This window comes from Clostridium sp., from assembly GCF_036569345.1.
Classification (GTDB): domain Bacteria; phylum Bacillota; class Clostridia; order Clostridiales; family Clostridiaceae; genus Clostridium_AD.
This window is the reverse complement of the sequence record NZ_DATCQT010000217.1, coordinates 1-23,907: the sequence shown is the minus strand read 5'-3', so window position 1 is coordinate 23,907 and position 23,907 is coordinate 1. Positions and strand designations below refer to the sequence as shown.

The following is a 23,907-nucleotide window of genomic DNA, read 5'->3' as shown; positions in this document are numbered from 1 at the left end:
TTTTTACCTCTTTCTCAATATTTTATAGGTTTATTTACGGGCATACTAAACAAAATATACAGCCCGTTTGCTATTATTTTATTCTTAAAGTTTAAATCTGCCTTCTTTTTATTCGTATTATACATGTTCCCAATTTTTCATTATAATTTCTGCAATTTTTAATCCATCAACAGCTGCAGAAATTATTCCACCTGCATATCCTGCTCCTTCTCCTGCTGGATACAAGCCTTCTAATGATATACTTTGAAAATTCTCATTTCTATCAATTCTTACTGGCGCTGAAGTTCTTGTTTCAATACCAGTCATAACTGCATCTTCTCTTGAAAAACCATTTATTTTATAGTTAAATTTAGGTATAGCCTCTTTTATTGCATCTGTCACATAGCTTGGCAAACACTTAGTAAGATCTGCAAATTTATATCCTGGTGTATAGCTTGGTTTTACACCACCTAATTCGCTACTAACAGTTCCACTTAGGAAATCTCCAACTAATTGTACTGGTGCATTATAGTTAGATCCTCCTATTTCATATGCTAAAGCTTCATAATGCCTTTGAAATTCAATCCCTGCGAGTGGATCATCTGTGGCGAAATCTTTAGGCCCTACAGATACCACTATAGCTGAGTTTGCATTGCCTTTATCTCTTTTATATTCACTCATACCATTTATTGCAAGATGCCCCTGTTCCGATGCTGCAGCTACAACTACTCCTCCTGGGCACATACAAAAACTATATACCGCTCTGCCAGATTTTCCACTGGTATATGTAAGTTTGTAATCTGCACCTTTTAACCTGGGATGATTAGCATATTTCCCATATTGATTAACATTTATCATATCTTGAGGATGTTCTATTCGAACCCCTATTGCAAAGGGCTTACTAGACATAAATATGCCTTTTTTATGTAACATTTCATAGGTATCGCGAGAGCTATGTCCTATAGCTAATATTAAGTTATCACAAGGCAACTCTTCACCATTTATTATTACGCTTTTAAGTTTTTTATCTTTAATAGTTATATCTTCAAGTCTACTATTAAATCTTACTTCTCCACCTAACTTAATAATAGTTTCTCTAATATTTTTCACAACTTCTTTTAACACATCTGTTCCTATGTGAGGTTTACCAATATATAATATTTCAGCCGGTGCTCCAGCTTTCACAAATTCCTCTAAGACAAAATCACATCTAGTGTCCTTTATTCTTGTAGTTAGCTTTCCATCTGAAAAAGTTCCTGCTCCACCTTCACCAAATTGCACATTAGATTCTGTATTAAGCACAGCTCTCGTCCAAAATTTATTTATGATTTTAGTCCTATTTTCTACCTTTTCTCCTCTTTCAATAATTAGAGGATTATATCCCTTTTGCGCCATAAGAAGGCCAGCAAACATTCCTGCTGGTCCCATTCCTACAATAATTGGTCTATTTAACATTTTCTGAGTTCCAAATTCAAACTCAGCATCATACTTAACTTCTTCAAGTTTAACATCTTTATGATTCGCTCTTTCCACTACTTTTTCTTCATTATCAATTTCAATAGAAACAGCATAATTAAATTTAATATTATTTTTTTTCCTAGCATCAATGGATTCTTTAACTATTCTACAATCTTTTATTTCACTAAAATCAACTTTCATTATTTTTGCTGCCTTTATTTTTACAGCATCTATATTATCCCCTACACAATCATCTATGTCCAAAACTATGTTATTTAACCGTATTGTCATTACTGGTCTTTACCTCCGTTTGTTTTTTCGTAATAGTTACTAATATTTCACCTGGGTTTTGTGATACTAAATTTATTCCGTCAGGAATTGATACTTTTACTTTGAGCGTGTGCTCACCTTCTACTAAATTAGCTAGATCTACTTGCGCACTGAACTTTTGTAAATTTAATGAATTTATAACTGTTTCAGTTCCTGAAACCACTATTGTGTCTTTAGTTGTCCCAAGTTTTCCTAAATATGCGGCGCCTAAATTTACATTTTTAATGTCTAGATTTATGGTTTTTTGCACTACCTTATCTAAATTGATTTCAACCTTAACTACAGCACTTCCACTAACTAATTTTAATCCATCTGGAATTACTACATTTGTGCTTACTATATTACTATTTGTTATTTTACTTAAATCAATAGCTTCCGTATTTAAATTGCTTAATGCATTAAGCGCATCTGCATTTCCCGTTACATCAAACCTCTCCGGTGTAACTTTTATGCTTGATATAGTAAGTCCCTGATATAGTGATCCTGTGGTTTTTACTTTTACTTCTGCCGATTTAGTTTTACTTACTGGAATCTTAACATTTATCCGAGCTGGACTTACGACAACATTGCTCACTTCTTTTCCTGCTGCATCTAGTGGTTTAAGCTTGTATGTTTTCGACACATCCGATTCAACACCTTCTATGTTTTCTTCCATAACTATACTTTTCACTGTACTTACATACTTTAATCCACCTGAAACTGTTGCAGAAGTTTGGGATAAATTTGGCTGGGATGCATAAAACCCCTGTTTAGGTTTTCCAGTTATATTTACGGTTATAGGTAGTTTAGTTTGTGTAAGTTCATCTAAATTCACTTTTATAAAAAGGCTATCGCTATTAAGCACATTTATATTATCAGGACTTTTTCTTATTTGAATCGGAATATTTTGTTCTCCACTTTTAAGAGCATATGCTCCTAAATCTGCTACTACTTCAAAATCGTCTGCTTTCGTGTTCAAAAGTATGCTAGTATTAGCTCCTTTAATACTTAGAATTGTGGTCAAATCTTGACCTGGAGCTAAAATTAGCCCTGTTTGAGCTAATGTATCCGTATTTAAAAGTTGCACTGGAATACTTTTAATTTTATAAGTAGTCAATGGATTTTCTGTGCTTGTTATAAAAAGCCATAGCATAAAGGCAGCTATAACACAGCAAACTTTAATTATAAATTGTTGTTTTCTGGCTTTATCCATGACATTATTCTCTCCTTTAAAGTTACTTTTTTGTTTTGCCTTCTCTTTATTATCTGAACAAGTATCTTCTTAAGCTTATCCTTATCATAGTTTCTTATAAGTCTCCCGTTCATTGCTAGAGATATAGTTCCTGTTTCTTCTGATACTATTATTGTTAAAGCATCTGAAGTTTCTGTTATTCCAATGGCTGCTCTATGCCTGGTTCCTAGTTTTTTACTTATTACATCATTATTTGATAAAGGTAGAAAACACCCTGCCGCGATTATCCTATCATTTCTAATTACTGTAGCCCCGTCATGAAGTGGTGTATTAACTACAAATATATTCTCCAGTAAAGCTGCAGATATTACAGCATCTAGGGTAGTACCTGTTTTAATTATTTCTCCAATACCTGTTTTTTGTTCTATTACAATTAGTGCTCCTGTTTTACTCTTTGACAAGATTTCAACAGCATTAACGATTTCACTTATAACCTTCTCCATTATCTCTTCGTCCTCGAATATGTGTTTATCAGTAAAAGCTGTACGTCCTATATGCTCTAAAGCACTTCTTATTTCTGGTTGAAAGATGATAACAATAGTTAAAACACCAATTGTTATTGTCTTATTTAAAATCCAATTTAACATTGTCAAATTAAGCAATTGGCTTATTGGAATAAGCACGAAAATAAGAACTATTCCTTTTAATAGTTGTATAGCTCTTGTTTCTTTCATTAGCGTGTAACTTTTATAGAATATGAATGCTACTACTAATATATCTAAAATTGAAAATATACTTATATTTTTGACAGTGCTTATCATTAACCTGAATACTTCCATAAAGCTTACACCCCTCTACTAAAACCTCTCTATACAATTATACACCATGCTTTGAATATTTAGTATATAATATAAGTTAATTTTATTATAACAATTAAGCTTCTAGTCCACGTGTTTTAACTAAATTAATACTAATTTAATGTTTAATAGGGTATAATTCTTCAATTAAGTTAGAATAATATATATATTATGTTAATATATGAATACAAGACAAATAATAAGGGAGTGAGTTATTTTGAGCGAAAATAAAGATATTATAGATATTAAAACTAAGAGAAAATTATCTATAATAATAATTGTTCTATCTATTATCACGATTTCTATAGGTATTTTTCTAGCCAGCTACTACTCATCTATAAATAAAGATTATAGTTCCTATAAAACCACATTAGTAACTAATATTAACAGTATTAACGATGCTAATAAAAATGTGGCACAATTTAATAGCGACGAAACAATAGATGTTGAGTATGCAAAAAAACAATTACCTATTATTATTATAGATTTGTCTAATTACAAAAGTAATATATCAGTTTTAGAGCCTGCAACGAAATATGAAAAAGACCAAGAAAATTTAATATTAGCACTGGATGACAACCTAAAAATATATAGACAAACATTGTCAATTTTAAATAACCCTTCTGGAAGCGATGTAGACAAATCTGTGGAGGCTCTTAAGATCCTTAAGAATGACTGCATTAATTATTACTCCTTAATTGATATTAATAATATTGAAATAACACTACCTGAAACCTCTTTATCCTTTATTGATAATGTGCTTAATTATAGTTCTAGTGCCGTAATGGCGAGAAAAGAAACAGATATAAAGTCAGAACAAGATAATGATTTTATCAGTAAAACTGAAGTCTTATCTGAGGATTTTTTAAATACTAAAACTAATTTTTACACAGAAGTATTAAAGGTTAGAAAAAAAAGTATGTCTTATGATGAACTTTTGTCCTTAGTAGATGTAGGCTCAGCACAACTAGTTGAAGTGCAAAAGAGTTTTAAAGGTTTAACCGTGCCTGACTCTGCTATTCCTACTTATGAAGCCTTCAGAATATTACTTGATGCAAATGAAAATTATCTAATGGACTTCAAACTTGCTTTGACAAGTGAAAAAATTCAAACCTTAAGTGCAACTGTTGCTCCATCGAAATTAAATGCTTTATATACTTCTTCTAATGAACTATTTGCTAAAGTTGAAAGTTCTAATAATAATTTCAATAAAATCTATACTCAGCTAAAGAATAAATAAGTATATATTATGATTAATACATTATTTTTATTATTAAATAAAAAATTAATGTATTATTTCTACACTCTTGGTCACACTATTACTAGCCTAAGTAAAAAAACGCGGAGGAACCAAGCATTTGGGGTGAATCACTATTGTGTAGGTTAAACCTTTCCCGAACCCGTCAGCTAACTCCGTCGGCAAAAGGAGAAGATAACATGAAAAAATTCGCTTTTATATCTTGTATGCTAACATTATTTTTAGCATTATCTAATTTAAGCGTATATGGTGAGAGTTTATATTCATTTGATTCAAAAACAAAGGATTTATATAATGAACAAATAGAGGCATTAGCTGTGTTTAATCAGTCAAATAACTCACTTTCAATTACAAACGATGACATTTATTTAATGTCTCAAGTTGTATATGCTGAGAGTTGTGGTGAACCGGATAGTGGCAAACTTGCTGTAGCATCTGTAATACTAAACCGTGCTAGCGATAGTCATTTCCCAAAATCTATTTCTGGTGTTATTAATCAAAAAAACGCCTTTTCTTGTGTTAAAAACGGAAAGGTAATTCACAATGGAAAACAGAATGTTATTCCCAATACAGCTTGTTACACTGCTGTATTAGATGCATTAAAAGGTAAAGATCCTACATATAATGCAGTTTTCTATTATAATCCTGAAATATCCACTTCTCAGTGGATGAACAATATAAAAAAGACCAATATAAAAACTATAGGGAATCATGTTTTCTTTGTAGTGAAATAAAAAAGCTGTAGTGAAAAGCTACAGCCCTGGCAGTTAACTTTAGTTAACTGCCTTTTTTTATTTTTAATTATATCTAAATAAACACTAACTAAATTTTTTGTTATTTATTTTCCCTCGGCTTATCCAAATAAGAAGTTGCAGATAATGCTGCCACTAATCCTTCCCCCGCTGATTTCATATACTGATATGGTTTTCCTGTGCAATCTCCTGCTGCATAACATCCGTCTATGTTTGTTTTCATGTTTCTATCTACTTTTATATGTCCGTCAATTATCTCAAGACCTGGTACTAATTGAGCAGGAGATACACTATCTCTTAACATGAATATTCCATCTGTAGTTATTTCACTCTTGTCTAAAACAATTTTAGTTACCACGTCTGTGCCCACTATCTCTACAGGTTTCTGGTTTATTATCTCTACACCACGATTTATTTTGTATTCCCCTTTGTACATAGGTATATAATATGTTTTACTACTAAGTTCACTTACATAATTAGTTTCTTCTTCACTTTCTTTATTATACCCAACTATAACAACCGTTTTCCCTTTATATAAGGGAGCATCGCAGGTAGCACAATATCCTACTCCTTTTCCCAAATATTTTTCTTCTCCTTTTAATGGTTTTGTGTATTCTATTCCCGTAGCTAAAATTATTGTTTTAGCTTCATACATTTTTTCATTTACCATCAAAGCAAAATATTCTCCCATTGCATAAACATTATTTATTTTCTCATTTACAATATCTATTCCCATTGCTGCAATATGCTTCGCAAAGTTATTTTTGAGTTCACTTCCTGTAATGTTGTAAAATCCTAAAAAATTATTTACCTTTGCTGCTTTTAGCAATTTAGGACTTAGATCCTTATTTCCAAAAAGTATTATATTTTTGTTTCTAATTTTAGCATTAATAGCCGCTTCAAGACCTGCTGGCCCAGTTCCGATTATAGCTATATCATATCTCTCATTCATAGTTTTTCCTCCTCATTTACCAATTCATGTAAACATTATTTGCTTCAAATTTCCTTATTAAAAAAATGGAGATATTTATTTAAATTTTACAATTTAAATTATCTATCCCCAAAAGTTTTTATTCAATATTTATTCTATTTTGATTAACCTAAAAATAACATTTTAAGTACATGTAAATTTTATAAATGTTTTTCTATGATTTTCTTTAAATCTGCTTTAGGTCTGAATCCTACCATTGTTTCTTTAACTAACTCTTTACTAAACACCATAACTGTTGGAATGCTAGAAACTTTATATTTTGATGATATAACTGGGCTTTCATCAACATTTATTTTTGCAAATGTAACTTTCGTTCCCATTTCCTTTGCTAATTCTTCCATAACAGGAGTTAACATTTTACAAGGTCCACACCAAGGTGCCCAAAAATCTACTACAACTATATTATCTGAATTTGTAATTTCTTCACTAAAATTTTTATCATTTACTTCTTTAATCATATTATTACCTCCAGTTGTTATACCCCACTTGGGTATATATTTTAAGTTTATACCATATTATGAAACTAGTCAATATATTCTAATTCAATACCCACTTTATCCCTGTTTTTTATTACAAATATTAAATATAATTATTTATATATTTAATATTAGTATACCCAATTTAAAATTTAAAAATATCAATATCAGCTTTTATTTATTCTTATTTACCTAATATGTTTTTCACTATGGAATTATAATATAAAGAATCTGGAAATTGATTTACTAATTTCTCTGCGTATTCCTTTGCTTTGTTTATATCTACTTCTTTGTTTATTAGAATTAAATTATACAAAACCTCCTGTGTATAACTTCCACTAGGAAATTGTTTTAAATTTAATTCATAATATTTAATAGCATTTTGAAAGTCCGAAATGTCTTTGTAACTTACTGCTAACATATAAATAATATGTTCTTGCAAGTAATTATCACTAGAGTATGGCAATGCATATAAAAAGTATTTCTGAGCTTCAATAAACTTTTTATCGCTCATATAACTCTCACCTTTTTCATAGAAAAATAATACCCCACTCTTCTTAATAATTTCTTCTCCTTTTACAATAAGTAACTTATCATTCATTTCCAAATCAGCATTTTTCCACTTATTTAAATATAAAACTATTTGCTCCATATTATTATTCTTTATGCTTTCTTTAAATTGTCCCTCTGGAAACTTGGGTTTTTCTTGTACTTTATTTTCTGTTTTTACTAAATTGGTAGTTTCTTCGTTATCTTTTTTATTAATTAACGACTTTTCATTTTGTATTTTTTCAGTAGCCATTATTGAAATTTTTTGTGTTTTATAAAATTTTGTACCGAAAAATACCATTATTACAATTAAAGATAAAGTAGAAGTAATTATAAATATTTTTTTATAATTTATATCTCTCTTTAAGTTCCCATAATTTATTAATGTGTTTTTATTAATATTAGCTTTAGCATTTTTTTTATCTACTTTTAAAACCTCATTTATGTATTGTAGAGCTTTAGTATATTCTCCTTGCTTTATGTAACAGTCACTTATATTGTTATTCACATTTATAAAATTAAAGTCACTATTTTGGCACTGTTTTAGAATTTCTAGAGCACCGCTTATATTATATTGCTTTATTAACTCTAATGAGTTAATAAACAACTGTAAATTTTTTTTATCTCTCACACTATCATTTAGATATTTTTTTGATACTTTATCATTATTTCTTTTATAATTTATGTTCCACGTATTTTTAGCTTTTTCTAAATCACCTTTTAAATAACATAATATACCCTTTAAATTTAAAGAAGCAGCATTTCTACTATTTAAAGAAATACTTTTTTCACATAAATCCAATGCCTTATCTATATAACCATCATTATATTTATTCATTGCCTTTACATATAATTTTCCTGCTTTGTCCATAATTTCACCTTTTATTTCCTATATTTATTATTACTCTAAGTATATCATAGGATTTATTTTTAAGGTTATAAATTAAAATTTCTTGTAAAGGAATATCTTCTATATCTATTTTAAACTTTCTAAATAGGCCTTTTGTCCTTGTTCATATAGGTTATTGCCTTCACTGTCTATTACCACAATTATAGGAAAATCCTCTACTTCAAGCCTCCGTATAGCTTCAGAACCCAAATCCTCATATGTTACTATCTCTGCTTTTTTTACACATTTACTTATTAGCGCTCCCGTTCCACCAATTGCCGCAAAATAAACTGCACCATTTTTAATCATAGAATCTATAACCTCTTGTGATCTTAGTCCCTTACCAATCATTCCTTTTAAACCTTTTTCCAAAAGTTTTGGTGCATAATCATCCATTCTATAGCTTGTAGTTGGCCCTGCTGATCCTAAAATCATTCCAGGCTTCGCTGGAGTTGGTCCAACATAATATATAACTGCATCTTTAACATCTATCGGTAGCTTTTCTCCCTTATCTATAAGTTCAGCTAGTCTTTTATGAGCTGCATCTCTAGCCGTATATATAACACCCGATAGCAACACACTGTCTCCTGCTTTTAAATCTTTAACTTTATCTTGTGACAGTGGCATCGTTATTTTTTTCTCCATAACCTTCTCCCCCTTATTCTTATTATAGCTCTACACTTGCATGTCTTGCAGCATGACAGTTTATATTTACCGCCACTGGTAGCCCTGCTATATGAGTTGGAAAAGTTTCAATATTTACAGCTAAGGCGGTAGTTTTTCCGCCAAACCCTTGAGGTCCTATTCCTAGCTTATTTATTTCCAACATAAGTTCTTTCTCAAGATCTGCATAGAAAGGGTTTAAATTTGGCTTATCAGTCCGTCTAATTGCTGCCCTTTTAGCAAGATACGCTACTTTATCAAAAGTTCCACCAATACCTATCCCTACAACTATTGGAGGGCATGGATTAGGCCCAGCTTCTTTTACCACTTTTAGAACGAATTCTTTCACGCCTTTAAGACCATCTGACGGTTTTAACATTTTAATCTGACTCATATTTTCTGAGCCAAACCCCTTTGGAGCTATAATTATCTTTAATTTATCCCCTGAAACTACATCATAATATATAACGGCTGGTGTATTATCTTTTGTATTTACTCTGCTAATTGGATCTTTAACTACAGACTTCCTCAAAAATCCCTCTTCGTAGCCTTCTGCAACGCCCTTATCAATAGCTCCTTCAAGACTACCACCCACTATGTGAACGTCTTGCCCTAGCTCTATAAATACACAAGTCATCCCTGTATCTTGACACATTGGCACTTTTTGCGTAGATGCTATATCTGCATTTTTTAAAATTTTATCTAAAACGTTTTTAGCTATATCCCAAGTCTCGTCTTCTCTGGCCTTTAATAAAATGCCTCTTACATCCTCAGAAAGATAGTAATTGGCATCTATGCATAAGTTTCTTACGGCTTTTGTTATTTCACTTATATTTATTTCTCTCATCCTATTCTCCTTTTAAATTCAACATTTCAATATAGAAATATCAATTTTAATAAACCATATTTATTTTTATTATAAGACTTTTGCCATCTATTGTCTAGAGATGTAACTTGCTCATTTTAGACTCCTAATTAGTTTTATAAAACTCACCTACAGATTTACTTATGGAAGCCGCAATTTTTTCTTGGTAATCACCAGATTTTAATTTTTGTTCTTCTTCATTGTTTGATAGAAATCCACATTCCACTAGAATACTAGGCATAATATCATTATCCCTCAAAATTCTATAAGAATTTTTAGCAGCTTTTTGTATTCTCATATTACCCGGATCCAGATCTGCTTTTAAATTTTTCTGGACTGTAGCTGCTAACATAGAACTATCTTTATAACTTGAGTACCAAACTTGCGCTCCATAATATTTGCTCTGCGTAAAATAATTTAAATGTATGCTAATAAACATATCACAATTGCTAGATTTCTTTAACTCGCATCTTTTTTTTAAATCTTCAATATATTTTTCTCTTATAGTACCACCCGTAGAATTGAGGCCTATATCTTCTTCTCTTGTCATAACTACCTCATAACCTGCCTTTTGTAAACTTACTTTAAGCTTTTTTGCTATACTTAAATTAATATTTTTTTCTAATGTACCATTTTTAGAACTTGTTCCTCCATCCATTCCTCCATGTCCAGAATCAATAAGTATTTTTTTTATTCCTTTATTAGTATTCATAGTCTCTTTGTCAATGCTTACATTTGCACCAATAAAACCTACCATTGCTACAATTATTACTATAACAATAGCTATTAATTTATTGTTTCTATATTTCAAGACACCCACCCTTTTATTTATTGCTATTTGTTAATTTTATTCAACTTGTATATGATTTATTAACATTTACAATTTGTTTTACATGCTTTCTTTAGAAATCTATATACCTGCTAAAGTTTGTAATTTACTACAAATAAAAATACACAAATTCAATTACATTGCATATGATATTTATAGAGGTGATTTAATGTACAATCTAAAACCTAAAACATTTGATTTGGATTCAGTAAAAGGAATTTCTAAAAAACAGCTCGATGAACATTACAAATTATATACAGGTTATGTAAGCAAATTAAACGAAATTTGGAACACTCCCTATATATCTGCCAATTATACTGATAGCAATGCTACCTATTCCAAAATGCGTAGCTTAAAACTGGGTGAAACATATTCACTTGACGGAGTAAAACTTCACAACCTTTATTTCGAGAACATGACGGGAGGTAATAATACCCCTTATGGCCCAATATTTAATGCTATAATAAATCAATTTTCGTCCTATGACAATTTTATCTCATACCTTACGAATGTAGGTTTATCAATGCGAGGTTGGGCAGTTCTTACCATTGACTCACTTGATAACATGTTACACATAATAGGAAGCGACTCACACGACACTGGAGCCGTATGGCAATCTTTCCCGATACTAATTATGGATGTTTATGAGCATGCATACTTCATGGATTTTGGAACAGATAGGAAAAAATATATATCTACATTTATTGAAAATATAAATTGGAACGTTTTAAATGACAGATTTGAAAAATACGTATCTTCAATGCAACTTATGGATATGAACAAAAAAAGATATTGTCCATATAATATTTACTAATAGATAGTTTGCTTATCATTGTTAGTTGTAAATGATTCTTAAGTAACTATATCCGCTCTTAAAAACAAAAATCCCACAAACACAAGTGTTTGAGGGATTTTAACTTTATATATATTATCTCTTTGAGAACTGAGATGCTTTTCTAGCTTTTTTAAGACCATATTTCTTTCTTTCTTTCATTCTTGGATCTCTTGTTAAGAATCCTGCTTTTTTAAGCTCTGGTCTTAAAGTTTCGTCAGCTTTTAATAAAGACCTAGAAATACCGTGTCTTATTGCTCCAGCTTGACCTGTATATCCACCACCATTTACATTAACTAGGATATCAAATTTATCTTTTGTTCCAGTTAATACTAAAGGTTGGTTAACTATAAGAATTAAAGTTTCTAATCCAAAATAATTTTCTATGTTTCTCTTATTTATAGTAATTTTACCTTCGCCAGGTACAAGTCTTACTCTCGCAACTGATTTCTTTCTTCTTCCTGTTCCTATATATTGAACCTTTGCCATTATATGTCCTCCTCCCGAATCTAATTAGTATTTAAGTACTAGTGTTTCTGGATTTTGTGCTGCATTTTTATGTTCTGGTCCTCTGTAAACAGTCAATTTTTTAAGTGTTGCACTGCCTAATGGTCCGCTTGGAAGCATTCTTCTTACTGCTTCTTCAAAAACAAACTCTGGTTTTTTAGCTAATGCTATTCTATATGGAACTTCTTTTAATCCACCTGCATAATGAGAATGATGTCTTAACATTTTTTGGTCTAATTTCTTACCAGTTAAAACTATCTTATCAGCATTTATTACAATTACGAAGTCACCTGTATCTACGTGTGGTGTAAATGTTGGTTTATGTTTACCTCTTAGTATTGCAGCTATTTGACTAGCAGCTCTTCCTAAAACTTTTCCTTCTACATCTACAACGAACCATTTTCTTTCTACTTCTAGTGGTTTTGCTAAGTATGATTTCATTATTTTCCCTCCCTGAACTTTTAACAATTAAAATTCTATGCTAAAGATCCGGGGCTAGTGGATCTTATACACGATATTTTATACAAACATTAATAATTATAATACATTCTACCACGTGTGTCAATGCTTTTAGATTGTATGTTGTAATTTTACTACTTTTTATTTTAATAAAAAACCTCTTCCAAACATAAACCACTGGCTGGAACAGCTTTTCCAGCTTTTGATCTCTCTTTTGATTCAATTATATTTTTAATTTCATTAGGTTTTATTTTTCCTTCTCCAACCCTAATAAGTGCTCCCACAATTATTCTAACCATATTATATAGAAATCCATCAGCAGCAATATATATTTTTATGATATCTTCATTCTTTACGATATCAAGCTTTGTTATAGTTCTTACAGAGGTTTTTACTGAACTACCTAAATTCTTAAATGCAGAAAAATCATGAGTACCTATAAAATATTGAGTTGCAAGTTGCATATTCTCTACATTTAATATTCTTTGGTGGTGATATATGTAATTACGCCCTAATGCTACATACTGGCGCCTATTGACTATAGTGTAACTATACATCTTTCCTATACTGTTATATCTTGAATGAAACTCATCCGGAACCTCAAACGAATGTAGGATTACAATATCTCGTGGAAGCTTACTATTAATAGCCCCTGCGAATTTTTCCATAAGAATCTTACTATTAGTATAAAAATTACCTACGTATCCTTTTGCATGAACTCCGGTATCTGTTCTGCTACAGCCAGTTATTAGAATTTTTTCACCTGTAATTTCTTCTATAGCTCTCTCTGTCTTTTCTTGAATTGTCATTACATTATTTTGTCTCTGCCAACCACAATAATTTGTCCCATCATATTCTATTATAAGCTTTATATTTCTCACCGCATCACACGACCTTTTCTATTTATACATAGGATTTAATAACCCTTTGCAATTTAGCAGAATATTACGTTCTACTTACAATAGTAATAACAATCAGCAACGAAAAAACAAAACTTGCAACATAGTCTTTTCTCGTTATCTTTAGTTGTTTCATTCTAGTTCTTCCTTCTCCACCTTTATAACATCTTGATTCCATAGCCATTGCTAATTCATCAGCACGTCGAAATGAACTTATAAATAAGGGTACTAGAATAGGGATTAAACTTTTAGCCCTGCTTATTAAATTTCCAGACTCAAAATCAGCACCTCTTGCCATTTGTGCTTTCATAATCTTATCAGTCTCATCCATAAGAGTGGGAATGAACCTTAATGCAATAGTCATCATCATTGCTAATTCATGAGCAGGTACTCCTATTTTTTTAAATGGGTTTAGAAGACTTTCTATACCATCCGTTAACTCTATGGGTGAGGTTGTCAATGTTAATATTGACGTTCCCATAATTAAAAACACTAGTCTAACAATCATAAGTGCGGCAATTATTAAACCTTCTTTGTAAATAATGATAAAGCCATAATGAAAAAGTGGCTTACCAACACCGCCGGTCATGAAAATATTTAATATCCCTGTAATTAGTAATAAAGCTAAAATAGGCTTTAATCCTTTGTAGATATACTTAAAAGGCAAATTTGCTATTAGTATTGTGGCTAAAATAAATATAAATATAAATAAATAGCCCTCAAAATTATTTACCAAAAATAGGTCAACAATAAATAATATAGATATCATTATCTTAAATCTTGGATCTAATTTATGTACAAAAGACTCCCCTGGTATATATTGACCTATTGTAATATCTTTGATCATACAAATTCCTCCAATGTGTTGTAAAAAGCACATATTACTGTTTTATATATGATGCCTTAACAAGGCAAAAGATTCATACTAGTTATTTTTTAATATTTTTAACAATTCTTGTTTAGCTTTTTCGATGGTAAATATATCTTGAGATAAATTAAACCCTTTATTCCGTAATTCCCTAATTAGGTATGTTACTTGTGGTACTGCAAGGCCAACACTTTCCAATGTTTCTATTTCTCTAAATATTTCCGCCGGCGGCCCATCAAGAATACATTTGCCCTTATCCATTACTAAAATTCGATTTGCAACCTTAGCCACATCTTCCATGCTATGCGATACTAAAATTATGGTTATATTGTTTTCTTTGTACAGTTCAAGAATTTTGTTTAAGATATCATCTCTGCCCTTCGGATCAAGGCCTGCTGTTGGCTCATCTAAAATTAAAATCTTTGGTTCCATAGCTACAACTCCTGCAATAGCTACTCTTCTCTTTTGACCACCACTTATTTCAAAAGGTGATTTATCCTTATACTCTTCATAGTCCAGACCAACAATTTTCATTGCCCTTTGAACCCTTTTATTTATTTCATCATTATCTAGACCTAAATTATGTGGTCCAAATGCAATGTCTTTTTCAATAGTTTCTTCAAAAAGCTGGTATTCAGGATACTGAAATACTAGTCCAACTTTCTTTCTTATGTTTGTAAGTTTCACTTTTTTCTCTGTTATATCTACATCGTCTATTAATAATTTACCTAAGGTCGGTTTTAGAAGTCCGTTTATGTGTTGTATTAGTGTTGATTTTCCAGAGCCTGTATGCCCAATCAGTGCAACAAATTCTCCCTGCTTTATTTCTATAGAAACATCATCTATAGCTTTTTTTTCAAAAGGAGTTCCCGGCATATATATATATGATAAATTTTCTATTTTAATTGACATAATGCATTCACCATCTCATTTATAGTTAGTATATCTGATCCTATATTGATACCATTTTGTCTAAGTTCATATGCAAGTTCTGTTACTTGTGGAACATCTAGTCCTATTTTTTTCATAATAGATACATTGCTAAATATTTCCTTAGGTTTTCCATCCATTACAATTTTACCACTATCCATAACTACAATTCTATCCGCTTCTACAGCTTCTTCCATGTTATGAGTTATTAAAATTATTGTTATTCCATGTTTCTTGTTTATTTCTTTTATAGTTCTCATAACTTCTTTTCTTCCAAATGGGTCCAGCATTGCTGTTGGTTCATCGAAAACAATACATTTTGGCATCATAGCAAGAATGCCAGCAATAGCTACTCTTTGTTTCTGACCACCTGAAAGTAAATGTGGAGCATGTTTTTTATAGTCATACATTTGTACATTTTTTAGTGATTCATCCACTCTTTTTCTAATTTCCTTAGGGTCTAGGCCTAAGTTCTCTGGACCAAATGCTACATCTTCTTCTACAATTGTTGCAACAATTTGGTTATCTGGATTTTGAAATACCATACCAGCTACAGTTCTGATGCTCCATAGATTAGCTTCTAAAGATGTTCGTAACCCATCTACATAAATTTCCCCATCTGTTGGTATCAATAGCGCATTTATATGTTTAGCAAAAGTTGATTTTCCTGAGCCATTATGGCCGAGCACTACTAAAAATTCACCCTTTTCAACCTCTAAATCCAATCCATCTATGGCTATTTTAGGCTGTTCATCTTCACTTTGAGGGTACTTATAAACAAGTTTATTACATATAACCATTTTTTCACCCATAAGTGTCACTCCCTACGTATATAAATATATTAAGTTTTAAAATTTAATAAATTAGTCTAATTAACAACTTCAATAGTGGACTTTCTTTGTGAAATGTAATTAAATATTCATATGAAAATGGGGATTAAGTTTGTTCCCACTTAATCCCCTTTGCTCAAACTATACTAATTCTATGATACTCATTTCTGCCGCATCGCCTCTTCTTGGACCCATTTTCATTATTCTAGTATATCCGCCGTTTCTCTCAGCATATTTGGGAGCAATATTTTCAAATAAATCTTTAACTACACTTTCTTCAGTAATAAATGAAAGTGCTTGTCTTCTAGCATGAAGATCTCCTCTTTTTCCAAGAGTAATCATTCTTTCAGCAAATTTTCTAGTTTCTTTTGCTCTAGTGACTGTAGTTTCGATTTTTCCATATTTCAACAAATTAGTTGCAAGACTTCTAAACATCGCGATTCTTTGATCAGTAGAACGTCCTAATTTACGATACATTGCCATGTGTTTACCTCCTTACTCTTCAGTTAGTTTTAAGTTCAAACTCAAAGCTTGAAGTTTTTGTTCAACTTCTTCAAGTGATTTCTTACCCAAATTCCTAACCTTCATCATATCGTCCATAGATCTTTCAGTTAGTTCCTGAACTGTATTAATTCCAGCTCTTTTCAAGCAATTATAACTTCTAACAGAAAGGTCTAACTCTTCAATAGTCATTTCAAGAACTTTTTCTTTCTTATCTTCTTCTTTTTCTACCATTATTTCAACGTTGTCAGCATGATCTGTTAATGTCATAAATAACTTAAAGTGTTCGATAAGAATTTTAGCTGATAAACCAATTGCTTCATCTGGTCTAATGGTTCCATTAGTCCAAATTTCAATAGTTAATTTATCATAATCAGTGATTTGGCCTACTCTAGTATTTTCTACAGCAAAATTCACTCTTTTTACTGGAGTATAGATTGAGTCTACTGGTATTGTAGCTATTGGCAATTCATCTGTCTTGTTTTTAGCCATAGACACATATCCTCTACCTCTGTTAACAGTAAGTTCCATATATAACTTAGCATCATCATCTAATGTTGCTATATGCAAATCGCTATTAACAACCTCTATATCCCCATCAGTGCTAATATCTGCTCCAGTAACTATTCCCGGTCCTTTAGCGTCAATACAAATTGTCTTAGGACCTTCTCCCTCCATCTTTAATGCTAAGCTTTTGATGTTCAGAATTAACTCCGTAACATCTTCTTTAACACCTTTAACAGTGGAAAATTCATGAAGCACAGTATCAATTTTAACTGCAGTTGTAGCAACTCCTGGCAATGAAGAAAGAAGAATTCTTCTTAATGCATTACCTAAAGTTATACCATAACCTCTTTCTAATGGTTCAATTACAAATTTACCATATGAACCATCTTCAGCTGTTTCTACACATTCTATTTTTGGCTTTTCTATTTCCATATTAAACCCTCCTCTTTTTTAATTGGCAACTTATTATGAGGGCAACTGATTCTGTATTAATGACTATTTGCTGTATAACTCGACGATTAATGTTTCGTTAACAGGAACATCTATATCTTCCCTAGTTGGTTGTGCTAAAACTTTTCCTTCAAATTTCTCTAAGTTAGCTTCTAACCAATTTGGTAAAGTTTTAGGATTTTCAGCAAAAACCTTAAACTTCTCAGTAGCTCTGCTCTTTTCACATGCAGATACTACTTCATTTGCTGTTAAACTGTAAGAAGGAATATCTACCTTTTTACCGTTAACTAAGAAATGTCCGTGAGTTACTAGTTGCCTAGCTTCTTGTCTTGAATTTCCGTAACCCAATCTGTAGACTACGTTATCAAGTCTCACTTCTAGAAGTCTTAATAGATTTTCACCTGTTATTCCTCTTAACTTGTCAGCTTTTTCATAGTAACGTCTGAATTGGCTTTCAAGCACTCCGTATATTCTCTTAGCCTTTTGTTTTTCTCTTAATTGTAATCCATAATTAGACATTTTTTTCTTACTCTGTCCATGTTGTCCTGGTGCATAGCCTCTTCTGGCAAATGCACATTTATCTGTAAAGCATCTATCACCCTTAAGGTTCAGCTTCATACCTTCTCTTCTGCAAAGTCTACAAGTAGCTCCAGTATATCTTGCCATTCAAATTACACCTCCTATTTACTAAACTATTTATTATAATGTTAACTAGACTCTTCTTCTTTTTGGTGGTCTACATCCGTTATGTGGAATTGGAGTAACATCTTTAATTAATGTTATTTCAAGTCCTGCTGCTTGAAGTGATCTTATAGCAGCTTCTCTACCTGCTCCTGGTCCTTTAACGAATACGTCAACGCTCTTTAATCCGTGCTCCATAGCTGCCTTTGTAGCAGCTTCTGCTGCCATTTGAGCTGCAAACGGAGTACTTTTTCTTGATCCTCTAAAACCTAATCCACCTGCACTTGCCCAAGATAAAGCATTACCAGCTACATCTGTAAGTGTAACGATGGAATTATTGAAAGTAGACTTTATGTGTGCACAACCGTGCTCAACATTTTTTCTTTCTTTTTTTCTTCTACTTCTTTTAACTTTTTGAGCCATTTTATTCCCTCCTTACTATTTCTTCTTACCCGCCATTGTTTTCTTAGGGCCTTTTCTTGTTCTTGCATTAGTTTTAGTTTTTTGTCCTCTTACTGGAAGACCTTTTCTATGTCTTATTCCTCTATAACATCCAACTTCCATTAACCTTTTTATATCTAATGCAACTCTTCTTCTTAAGTCACCCTCGATCATAAAGTTTTTGTTGATGAATGTTCTTAATTCATTAACTTCTTCTTCAGTTAAGTCCTTAACTCTTGTGTCAGGGTTTATCCCTGTTGATTTAAGAATTCCCTGAGATTTTGGTAAACCAATACCAAATATATATGTTAAACCTATTTCTACTCTTTTTTCCCTTGGTAGGTCAATACCTGCTATTCTTGCCATTTACTGTTTACACCTCCCACGTACTTGTTGTTATAATTTTACCACATCAGTAACTTAAAACGATGTAATAACTGTTTATTATTAATATATTAACTTTAATATTTAAGCCTTAACTTAATATCAAATGCAAATAAAACCTATTAACCTTGTTTTTGCTTATGCTTAGGATTTTCACAGATAACCATTACTCTTCCTTTTCTTTTTATGATCTTACATTTTTCACACATAGGTTTAACTGATGGTCTTACTTTCATAGCTAACCCTCCTTATTACTTGTCTCTCCAAGTTATTCTCCCACGAGTCAAATCGTATGGGGAAAGTTCTACTGTAACCTTGTCGCCTGGCAATATTCTTATAAAATTCATTCTTAATTTTCCTGAAATATGAGCTAATATTTTATGCCCACTCTCCAGTTCAACTTGAAATATTGCATTGGGCAAAGTTTCTAACACAACACCTTGCATTTCTATTATATCATCTTTTGACATAAGGTAATCAAACCTCCTTACCATTCTCTGCAGACTGCAAAAATATTTTAATTTTAGAATTAGTAACCAAATTGTTAGATAAAATTATATCTCTAATTTCCTCAGCTACTGTTTCAGTGAAATCTAGATGTCTAACCTTCTTCTTTTTAGGTTTCTCAATCTTTCTTAACTCTCCATCCGAAATATACACATATTCATCATTTAGTATTCCTACCACAATAAAATCTCTATGCATATCCCTTCCAGCTTTAGAATGTACCACCTTACCTACAAGGCTATTTTTCTCCAAATTATTCACCTCTATTAGTTCAAAGTTAATATTTCAGGACCATTGTTTATAATAGCAACAGTATTTTCATAATGTGCAGATAAACTGCCATCTCTTGTTACTACCGTCCACCTATTAGGCTTTACTTTGACATAATGTTTTCCTATATTTATCATAGGTTCAATTGCAAGTACCATACCATGAACTAACTTAGGGCCTCTACTTGGAGCACCATAATTAGGAATTTCCGGATCTTCATGCATTGACGTTCCAATTCCATGACCTACAAAATCCCTAACCACAGAGTATCCATGGCTTTCAGCATAACACTGAATTGCAGCAGATATATCTGATAATCTATTACCGATTATAGCTTTTTCAACACCCTTAAAGAAACTATCTTTAGTGACTTCGATGAGCATTGCAGCTTCATTAGATACTTTTCCTACTGGAAAAGTTCTAGCAGCATCTCCATGATAGCCATTTAATATGGCGCCACAATCTATGCTAATTATGTCTCCTTCAAGTAAAACTCGATTACTGGGAATTCCATGAACCACTTCTTCATTAACAGATGTACATATTGAAGCTGGAAATCCACAATAACCCTTAAAAGATGGTTTAGCACCCTGTTTTACAATGAACTCTTCAGCTACTTTATCAAGTTCTGCAGTGGTTATTCCAGGTTTTATTAACTGCTTAATTACTGCAAGAGCATCTGCAACCACTTTACCCGCATCTCTCATAAGTTGAATTTCCACATCACTTTTTATGTTTATCACCTTTTTATCTCTTCTAAGATACTACAGATACTTTCAAATACACTATTAATTTCTTGAGTCCCATCAACTTCTGATAATAAACTTCTGTCACCATAATACTTTATCAATGGCTGTGTTTGAGCTTCATATATGTCTATCCGTTCATTGACGGTTTCTTCAGCGTCATCAGCTCTTTGCATCAGATCACATCCACATAAATCACACTTTCCATCCACTTTCGGTGGATTGAAAGTAATATGATAGCTAGCACCACAGTTAACACAAACTCTTCTACCAGTCATTCTATCTAGAATGAATTCTCTAGGAACCTTTATCAATAATGCTGTATCAAGTTGAATACCTTTTTCATCCAATAAGGTTTTTAAGGCTTCACCTTGGTTTACAGTTCTAGGATAACCATCTAATAAAAACCCATTACTACAATCTTCATTATTTAGCCTATCCTTGATTAGATCTATAGTCAATTTATCAGGAACTAAGTGCCCCTTATCAATATGTTTCTTAGCTTCAATTCCAAGGGGGGTTTTTTCTGAAATATTCTTTCTGAATATATCCCCGGTTGATATATGTGGTATGAAGAATTTTTTGCTTATGGATTTTGCTTGTGTTCCTTTTCCGGCCCCCGGAGGACCTAACAAGATTATTCTCATAGTATCATCTCCTGGTAATTATTTATTTAAGGAATCCCTTATAATGACGCATTACCAATTGTGATTCAAGTTGTCTTAATGTTTCAATTCCAACATTGACCATAATTAGCAACATAGTGCCTCCAAAGTATATTCCTTTAAACTGAGTGAATCCCTCTAAAACTATAGGGAATATCGCTACAACAGCCGCAAAAGTTCCTCCAAGTATCGAAACCCTAGTCAATACCATATCAATGTAAGTTGCTGTATTCTCCCCTGGTCTAATACCTGGTATAAACCCTGATGATTTATGCATGTTTTCAGCCATTTCATCTGGTTTAAATGTAACTTGAGTATAGAACCATGTAAAGAACACTATTAATACAAAATACACCAAGGCATATTTCCAACTGTTTCGCTCAAATATGCTCCAAGGACTTCCAACAATGAATTTAGCAATTGCAGATGTCGGTTTAAGCTGTGCTATTGTTTCTGGAAATGTCATTACTGACATTGCAAAGATTATACCTATAACTCCAGATGCATTTACACCTATTGGAATATGTGTTGATTGTCCTTTGAAAACTTTGTTTCCAACAGCTTTTCCAGCATATTGAACTGGTATTCTTCTTTCACTTAAACTTGCTATTACTACTGCAACTAACAATACTGCTGCTACTATAACTAACATTATAACTTCTACGAAATTTACAGTGCCTGCCGATTGAAGTGCACCAATTTTATATGCAAGTCCAGGCAACCCAGATATAATATTAATAAATATTATTAATGAAACACCATTACCAATACCTTTACCTGTGATTTGTTCCCCTATCCACACCAAAAATGTTGATGCAGTTGTCATCGTTAGTACCACTAAAAATATGGTTATACTAGATGTATCTGAGAATGCTCCAGTTCCTGCAATAATTGCATACATACCGAAAGCTTGTAAAGCCCCAAGTACTATTGAACCATATCTAGTAAAATCTTGTATCCTCTTACGTCCTTCGAGTCCTTCTTTTGAAAGTTGTTCTAAGTACGGAATAGCTATTACAAGTAATTGCATTATAATCGACGCATTTATGTATGGACCAACACCCATTGCAAAAATACTAAACTTACCAAATGCACCACCTGAAAGCATATCATAAAAACTAAGTAATGTACCTCCATTACTAGTTAAGTCTACAAGCTTACTAGCATCTACACCAGGAACAGGAATGAAAATACCCATTCGCATTATTACAACCATAAGCAGTGTGAAAATCATACGTTTTTTTAAATCAGGAATTTTCCAGGCATTACGTAGGGTTGATAACACTTATATCACCTCAGCTTTTCCTCCAGCCGCTTCAATCTTTTCAGCTGCTGCTTTAGAAAATTTTGACACTTTTACAGTTAAGTTCTTTTCTAAATTTCCATTTCCAAGTATTTTAACTCCATCATGTATCTTTCTTATAATTCTTCTCTCTACTAGTAATTCTTGTGTTATCTCAGTCCCATTTTCAAATACGTTAAGTCTATCTACATTTATACAAGAAAATTCTTTTGCAAAAATATTAGTAAAACCTCTTTTAGGCAATCTTCTGTATAAAGGCATTTGACCACCTTCAAATCCTGGTCTTGTTCCTCCACCTGATCTAGAGTTTTGTCCGTCTTGACCTCTTCCAGCAGTTTTTCCCCAACCAGTAGCAGTACCTCTACCGATTCTCTTAGGTGATTTTTTTGAACCTTCTGCAGGTTTTAGCTCGTGAAGTTTCATTTCAACACCTCCTCGTTTATACTTCTTCTACTTTAACTAGATATACAACTTTATTAATCATACCTCTGATCTGAGGAGTTTCCTCGTGCTCTACACTTTTTCTAATCTTTCTTAATCCTAAAGCATTAACTGTAGCTATATGTTCTTTCTTTCTACCTATTAAGCTCTTAACCAATGTTATTTTAACTTTAGCCAAGGTTTTCCCCTCCTATCTTAAAATTTCTTCTACTGTTTTTCCTCTTAATTTAGCAACGTCTTCCGCTGTTCTTAATCTTGCTAAACCATCAATAGTAGCGTTAACTACATTTCTTGCATTGCTTGAGCCTAAAGATTTAGCTCTAACATCTTTTAATCCTGATAATTCTAGAACTGCTCTGACTGGACCACCAGCTAAAACTCCTGTACCTTCTGCTCCAGGCATTATGTGTATAACAGATGTTCCGAACTTACCATCAATAGTATGTGGAATAGTTGTTCCAACTATAGCTACGTTTACTAAATTCTTCTTAGCATCTTCTATTCCTTTTCTAATTGCTTCAGGAATTTCTACAGATTTACCCATTCCAACGCCAACGTGTCCGTTTTCGTCTCCAACAACAACTAATGCGCTGAATCTGAAGTTTCTTCCACCTTTAAC

The 23,907-nt window shown here is 32.0% G+C and carries 32 protein-coding genes and 1 riboswitch; of the genes, 3 read left to right on the top strand and 29 right to left on the bottom strand.

All coding sequences use genetic code 11. The features are described 5' to 3' along the window. Window positions 1–117 precede the first annotated feature (117 nt). Genes VIM70_RS22845 through cdaA form a run of 3 tightly spaced genes read right to left on the bottom strand, consistent with a single transcriptional unit; the run spans window position 118 to window position 3,777 of the window. Window positions 118–1,728, bottom strand: a complete 1,611-nt coding sequence (locus VIM70_RS22845) for an NAD(P)/FAD-dependent oxidoreductase (protein WP_331948079.1) — start codon at window positions 1,726–1,728, stop codon at window positions 118–120. After that, entirely contained in the window at window positions 1,709–2,959 is a 1,251-nt protein-coding gene (locus VIM70_RS22840; protein ID WP_331948078.1) for a CdaR family protein, read from the bottom strand. The genes VIM70_RS22845 and VIM70_RS22840 overlap by 20 nt, the downstream gene beginning before the upstream one ends. Next, window positions 2,929–3,777, bottom strand: a complete 849-nt coding sequence (cdaA, locus tag VIM70_RS22835) for a diadenylate cyclase CdaA (RefSeq protein WP_331948077.1) — start codon at window positions 3,775–3,777, stop codon at window positions 2,929–2,931. Before cdaA ends, VIM70_RS22840 begins: the two co-directional genes overlap by 31 nt. Window positions 3,778–4,012: 235 nt before the next feature. Between cdaA and VIM70_RS22830 the strand changes: the two genes are divergently transcribed. Continuing rightward, window positions 4,013–5,035 (top strand): hypothetical protein, encoded by a 1,023-nt coding sequence (locus tag VIM70_RS22830; RefSeq protein WP_331948076.1) that lies wholly within the window; start codon window positions 4,013–4,015, stop codon window positions 5,033–5,035. 74 nt (window positions 5,036–5,109) lie between these two features. Then, window positions 5,110–5,231: riboswitch (cyclic di-AMP (ydaO/yuaA leader) on the top strand. 1 nt (window position 5,232) lies between these two features. Continuing rightward, a complete protein-coding gene (locus VIM70_RS22825) occupies window positions 5,233–5,787 on the top strand; it encodes a cell wall hydrolase (RefSeq protein ID WP_331948075.1) in 555 nt (184 codons plus the stop codon). 100 nt (window positions 5,788–5,887) lie between these two features. On the opposite strand, the gene VIM70_RS22820 is transcribed toward VIM70_RS22825, so the two are convergent. From VIM70_RS22820 to cwlD, 6 genes are all read right to left on the bottom strand, one after another. Beyond that, window positions 5,888–6,757 carry an NAD(P)/FAD-dependent oxidoreductase gene (locus tag VIM70_RS22820; protein ID WP_331948074.1) on the bottom strand — a complete coding sequence of 290 codons (870 nt, stop codon included), beginning with the start codon at window positions 6,755–6,757 and terminating at the stop codon, window positions 5,888–5,890. Window positions 6,758–6,936: 179 nt separating this feature from the next. Then, window positions 6,937–7,275, bottom strand: coding sequence for a thioredoxin (gene trxA, locus VIM70_RS22815; protein WP_414648745.1), 339 nt, complete (start codon window positions 7,273–7,275; stop codon window positions 6,937–6,939). Window positions 7,276–7,456: 181 nt separating this feature from the next. Then, on the bottom strand, window positions 7,457–8,692 hold the full coding sequence (locus VIM70_RS22810; protein WP_331948072.1) for a tetratricopeptide repeat protein: 1,236 nt from the start codon (window positions 8,690–8,692) through the stop codon (window positions 7,457–7,459). A gap of 105 nt (window positions 8,693–8,797) precedes the next feature. Beyond that, the gene (locus VIM70_RS22805) at window positions 8,798–9,355 is read right to left on the bottom strand and encodes a Fe-S-containing hydro-lyase (protein WP_331948071.1); all 558 of its coding nucleotides are present in this window, start codon (window positions 9,353–9,355) and stop codon (window positions 8,798–8,800) included. A gap of 22 nt (window positions 9,356–9,377) precedes the next feature. Next, window positions 9,378–10,220, bottom strand: coding sequence for a fumarate hydratase (locus VIM70_RS22800; RefSeq protein WP_331948070.1), 843 nt, complete (start codon window positions 10,218–10,220; stop codon window positions 9,378–9,380). Between the two features lie 124 nt (window positions 10,221–10,344). Further along, window positions 10,345–11,049: an N-acetylmuramoyl-L-alanine amidase CwlD gene (cwlD, locus tag VIM70_RS22795; RefSeq protein WP_331948069.1), complete on the bottom strand. Its 705-nt coding sequence runs from the start codon at window positions 11,047–11,049 to the stop codon at window positions 10,345–10,347. Between the two features lie 187 nt (window positions 11,050–11,236). Here cwlD and VIM70_RS22790 point away from each other — a divergent pair, with 187 nt between their 5' ends. Further along, window positions 11,237–11,881, top strand: a complete 645-nt coding sequence (locus VIM70_RS22790) for a superoxide dismutase (protein ID WP_331948068.1) — start codon at window positions 11,237–11,239, stop codon at window positions 11,879–11,881. Window positions 11,882–11,995: 114 nt separating this feature from the next. Here the strand turns inward: VIM70_RS22790 and rpsI are convergent, their stop codons facing one another. From rpsI to rpsE, 20 genes are all read right to left on the bottom strand, one after another. After that, window positions 11,996–12,388 carry a 30S ribosomal protein S9 gene (rpsI, locus tag VIM70_RS22785; RefSeq protein WP_331948067.1) on the bottom strand — a complete coding sequence of 131 codons (393 nt, stop codon included), beginning with the start codon at window positions 12,386–12,388 and terminating at the stop codon, window positions 11,996–11,998. Window positions 12,389–12,412: 24 nt separating this feature from the next. Next, window positions 12,413–12,847 carry a 50S ribosomal protein L13 gene (gene rplM / locus VIM70_RS22780; protein WP_331948066.1) on the bottom strand — a complete coding sequence of 145 codons (435 nt, stop codon included), beginning with the start codon at window positions 12,845–12,847 and terminating at the stop codon, window positions 12,413–12,415. A gap of 164 nt (window positions 12,848–13,011) precedes the next feature. Further along, window positions 13,012–13,746, bottom strand: a complete 735-nt coding sequence (truA, locus tag VIM70_RS22775; protein ID WP_331948065.1) for a tRNA pseudouridine(38-40) synthase TruA — start codon at window positions 13,744–13,746, stop codon at window positions 13,012–13,014. A 64-nt stretch (window positions 13,747–13,810) separates the two neighbouring features. Beyond that, on the bottom strand, window positions 13,811–14,611 hold the full coding sequence (locus VIM70_RS22770) for an energy-coupling factor transporter transmembrane component T (RefSeq protein WP_331948064.1): 801 nt from the start codon (window positions 14,609–14,611) through the stop codon (window positions 13,811–13,813). Between the two features lie 78 nt (window positions 14,612–14,689). Beyond that, on the bottom strand, window positions 14,690–15,544 hold the full coding sequence (locus tag VIM70_RS22765; protein ID WP_331948063.1) for an energy-coupling factor transporter ATPase: 855 nt from the start codon (window positions 15,542–15,544) through the stop codon (window positions 14,690–14,692). Further along, entirely contained in the window at window positions 15,529–16,374 is an 846-nt protein-coding gene (locus VIM70_RS22760; protein WP_331948062.1) for an energy-coupling factor transporter ATPase, read from the bottom strand. Before VIM70_RS22760 ends, VIM70_RS22765 begins: the two co-directional genes overlap by 16 nt. A gap of 159 nt (window positions 16,375–16,533) precedes the next feature. Continuing rightward, the gene (rplQ, locus tag VIM70_RS22755) at window positions 16,534–16,875 is read right to left on the bottom strand and encodes a 50S ribosomal protein L17 (RefSeq protein WP_331948061.1); all 342 of its coding nucleotides are present in this window, start codon (window positions 16,873–16,875) and stop codon (window positions 16,534–16,536) included. A gap of 12 nt (window positions 16,876–16,887) precedes the next feature. Beyond that, the gene (locus tag VIM70_RS22750) at window positions 16,888–17,832 is read right to left on the bottom strand and encodes a DNA-directed RNA polymerase subunit alpha (protein WP_331948060.1); all 945 of its coding nucleotides are present in this window, start codon (window positions 17,830–17,832) and stop codon (window positions 16,888–16,890) included. A 63-nt stretch (window positions 17,833–17,895) separates the two neighbouring features. After that, window positions 17,896–18,516, bottom strand: a complete 621-nt coding sequence (gene rpsD, locus VIM70_RS22745) for a 30S ribosomal protein S4 (protein ID WP_331948059.1) — start codon at window positions 18,514–18,516, stop codon at window positions 17,896–17,898. Window positions 18,517–18,561: 45 nt separating this feature from the next. After that, window positions 18,562–18,954, bottom strand: a complete 393-nt coding sequence (rpsK, locus tag VIM70_RS22740; protein ID WP_216287815.1) for a 30S ribosomal protein S11 — start codon at window positions 18,952–18,954, stop codon at window positions 18,562–18,564. Window positions 18,955–18,969: 15 nt separating this feature from the next. Further along, a complete protein-coding gene (gene rpsM / locus VIM70_RS22735; RefSeq protein WP_331948058.1) occupies window positions 18,970–19,338 on the bottom strand; it encodes a 30S ribosomal protein S13 in 369 nt (122 codons plus the stop codon). A gap of 140 nt (window positions 19,339–19,478) precedes the next feature. After that, window positions 19,479–19,592, bottom strand: coding sequence for a 50S ribosomal protein L36 (rpmJ, locus tag VIM70_RS22730; RefSeq protein ID WP_007062395.1), 114 nt, complete (start codon window positions 19,590–19,592; stop codon window positions 19,479–19,481). A gap of 15 nt (window positions 19,593–19,607) precedes the next feature. Continuing rightward, complete coding sequence (infA, locus tag VIM70_RS22725; protein ID WP_125002904.1) at window positions 19,608–19,826, bottom strand: translation initiation factor IF-1; 219 nt, start codon at window positions 19,824–19,826, stop codon at window positions 19,608–19,610. 7 nt (window positions 19,827–19,833) lie between these two features. Next, window positions 19,834–20,124 carry a KOW domain-containing RNA-binding protein gene (locus tag VIM70_RS22720; protein ID WP_331948054.1) on the bottom strand — a complete coding sequence of 97 codons (291 nt, stop codon included), beginning with the start codon at window positions 20,122–20,124 and terminating at the stop codon, window positions 19,834–19,836. A 5-nt stretch (window positions 20,125–20,129) separates the two neighbouring features. After that, the gene (gene map / locus VIM70_RS22715) at window positions 20,130–20,876 is read right to left on the bottom strand and encodes a type I methionyl aminopeptidase (protein ID WP_331948053.1); all 747 of its coding nucleotides are present in this window, start codon (window positions 20,874–20,876) and stop codon (window positions 20,130–20,132) included. Continuing rightward, on the bottom strand, window positions 20,873–21,526 hold the full coding sequence (locus tag VIM70_RS22710; RefSeq protein ID WP_331948052.1) for an adenylate kinase: 654 nt from the start codon (window positions 21,524–21,526) through the stop codon (window positions 20,873–20,875). Before VIM70_RS22710 ends, map begins: the two co-directional genes overlap by 4 nt. 22 nt (window positions 21,527–21,548) lie before the next feature. Continuing rightward, window positions 21,549–22,829, bottom strand: coding sequence for a preprotein translocase subunit SecY (secY, locus tag VIM70_RS22705; protein ID WP_331948051.1), 1,281 nt, complete (start codon window positions 22,827–22,829; stop codon window positions 21,549–21,551). Further along, window positions 22,830–23,270: a 50S ribosomal protein L15 gene (gene rplO / locus VIM70_RS22700; protein ID WP_331948050.1), complete on the bottom strand. Its 441-nt coding sequence runs from the start codon at window positions 23,268–23,270 to the stop codon at window positions 22,830–22,832. It lies immediately after the preceding gene. A gap of 16 nt (window positions 23,271–23,286) precedes the next feature. Next, window positions 23,287–23,466 (bottom strand): 50S ribosomal protein L30, encoded by a 180-nt coding sequence (gene rpmD, locus VIM70_RS22695; protein WP_331948049.1) that lies wholly within the window; start codon window positions 23,464–23,466, stop codon window positions 23,287–23,289. A gap of 12 nt (window positions 23,467–23,478) precedes the next feature. Then, window positions 23,479–23,907: 30S ribosomal protein S5 (gene rpsE / locus VIM70_RS22690; protein WP_331948048.1), on the bottom strand; the 429-nt coding region annotated here is incomplete at its 5' end.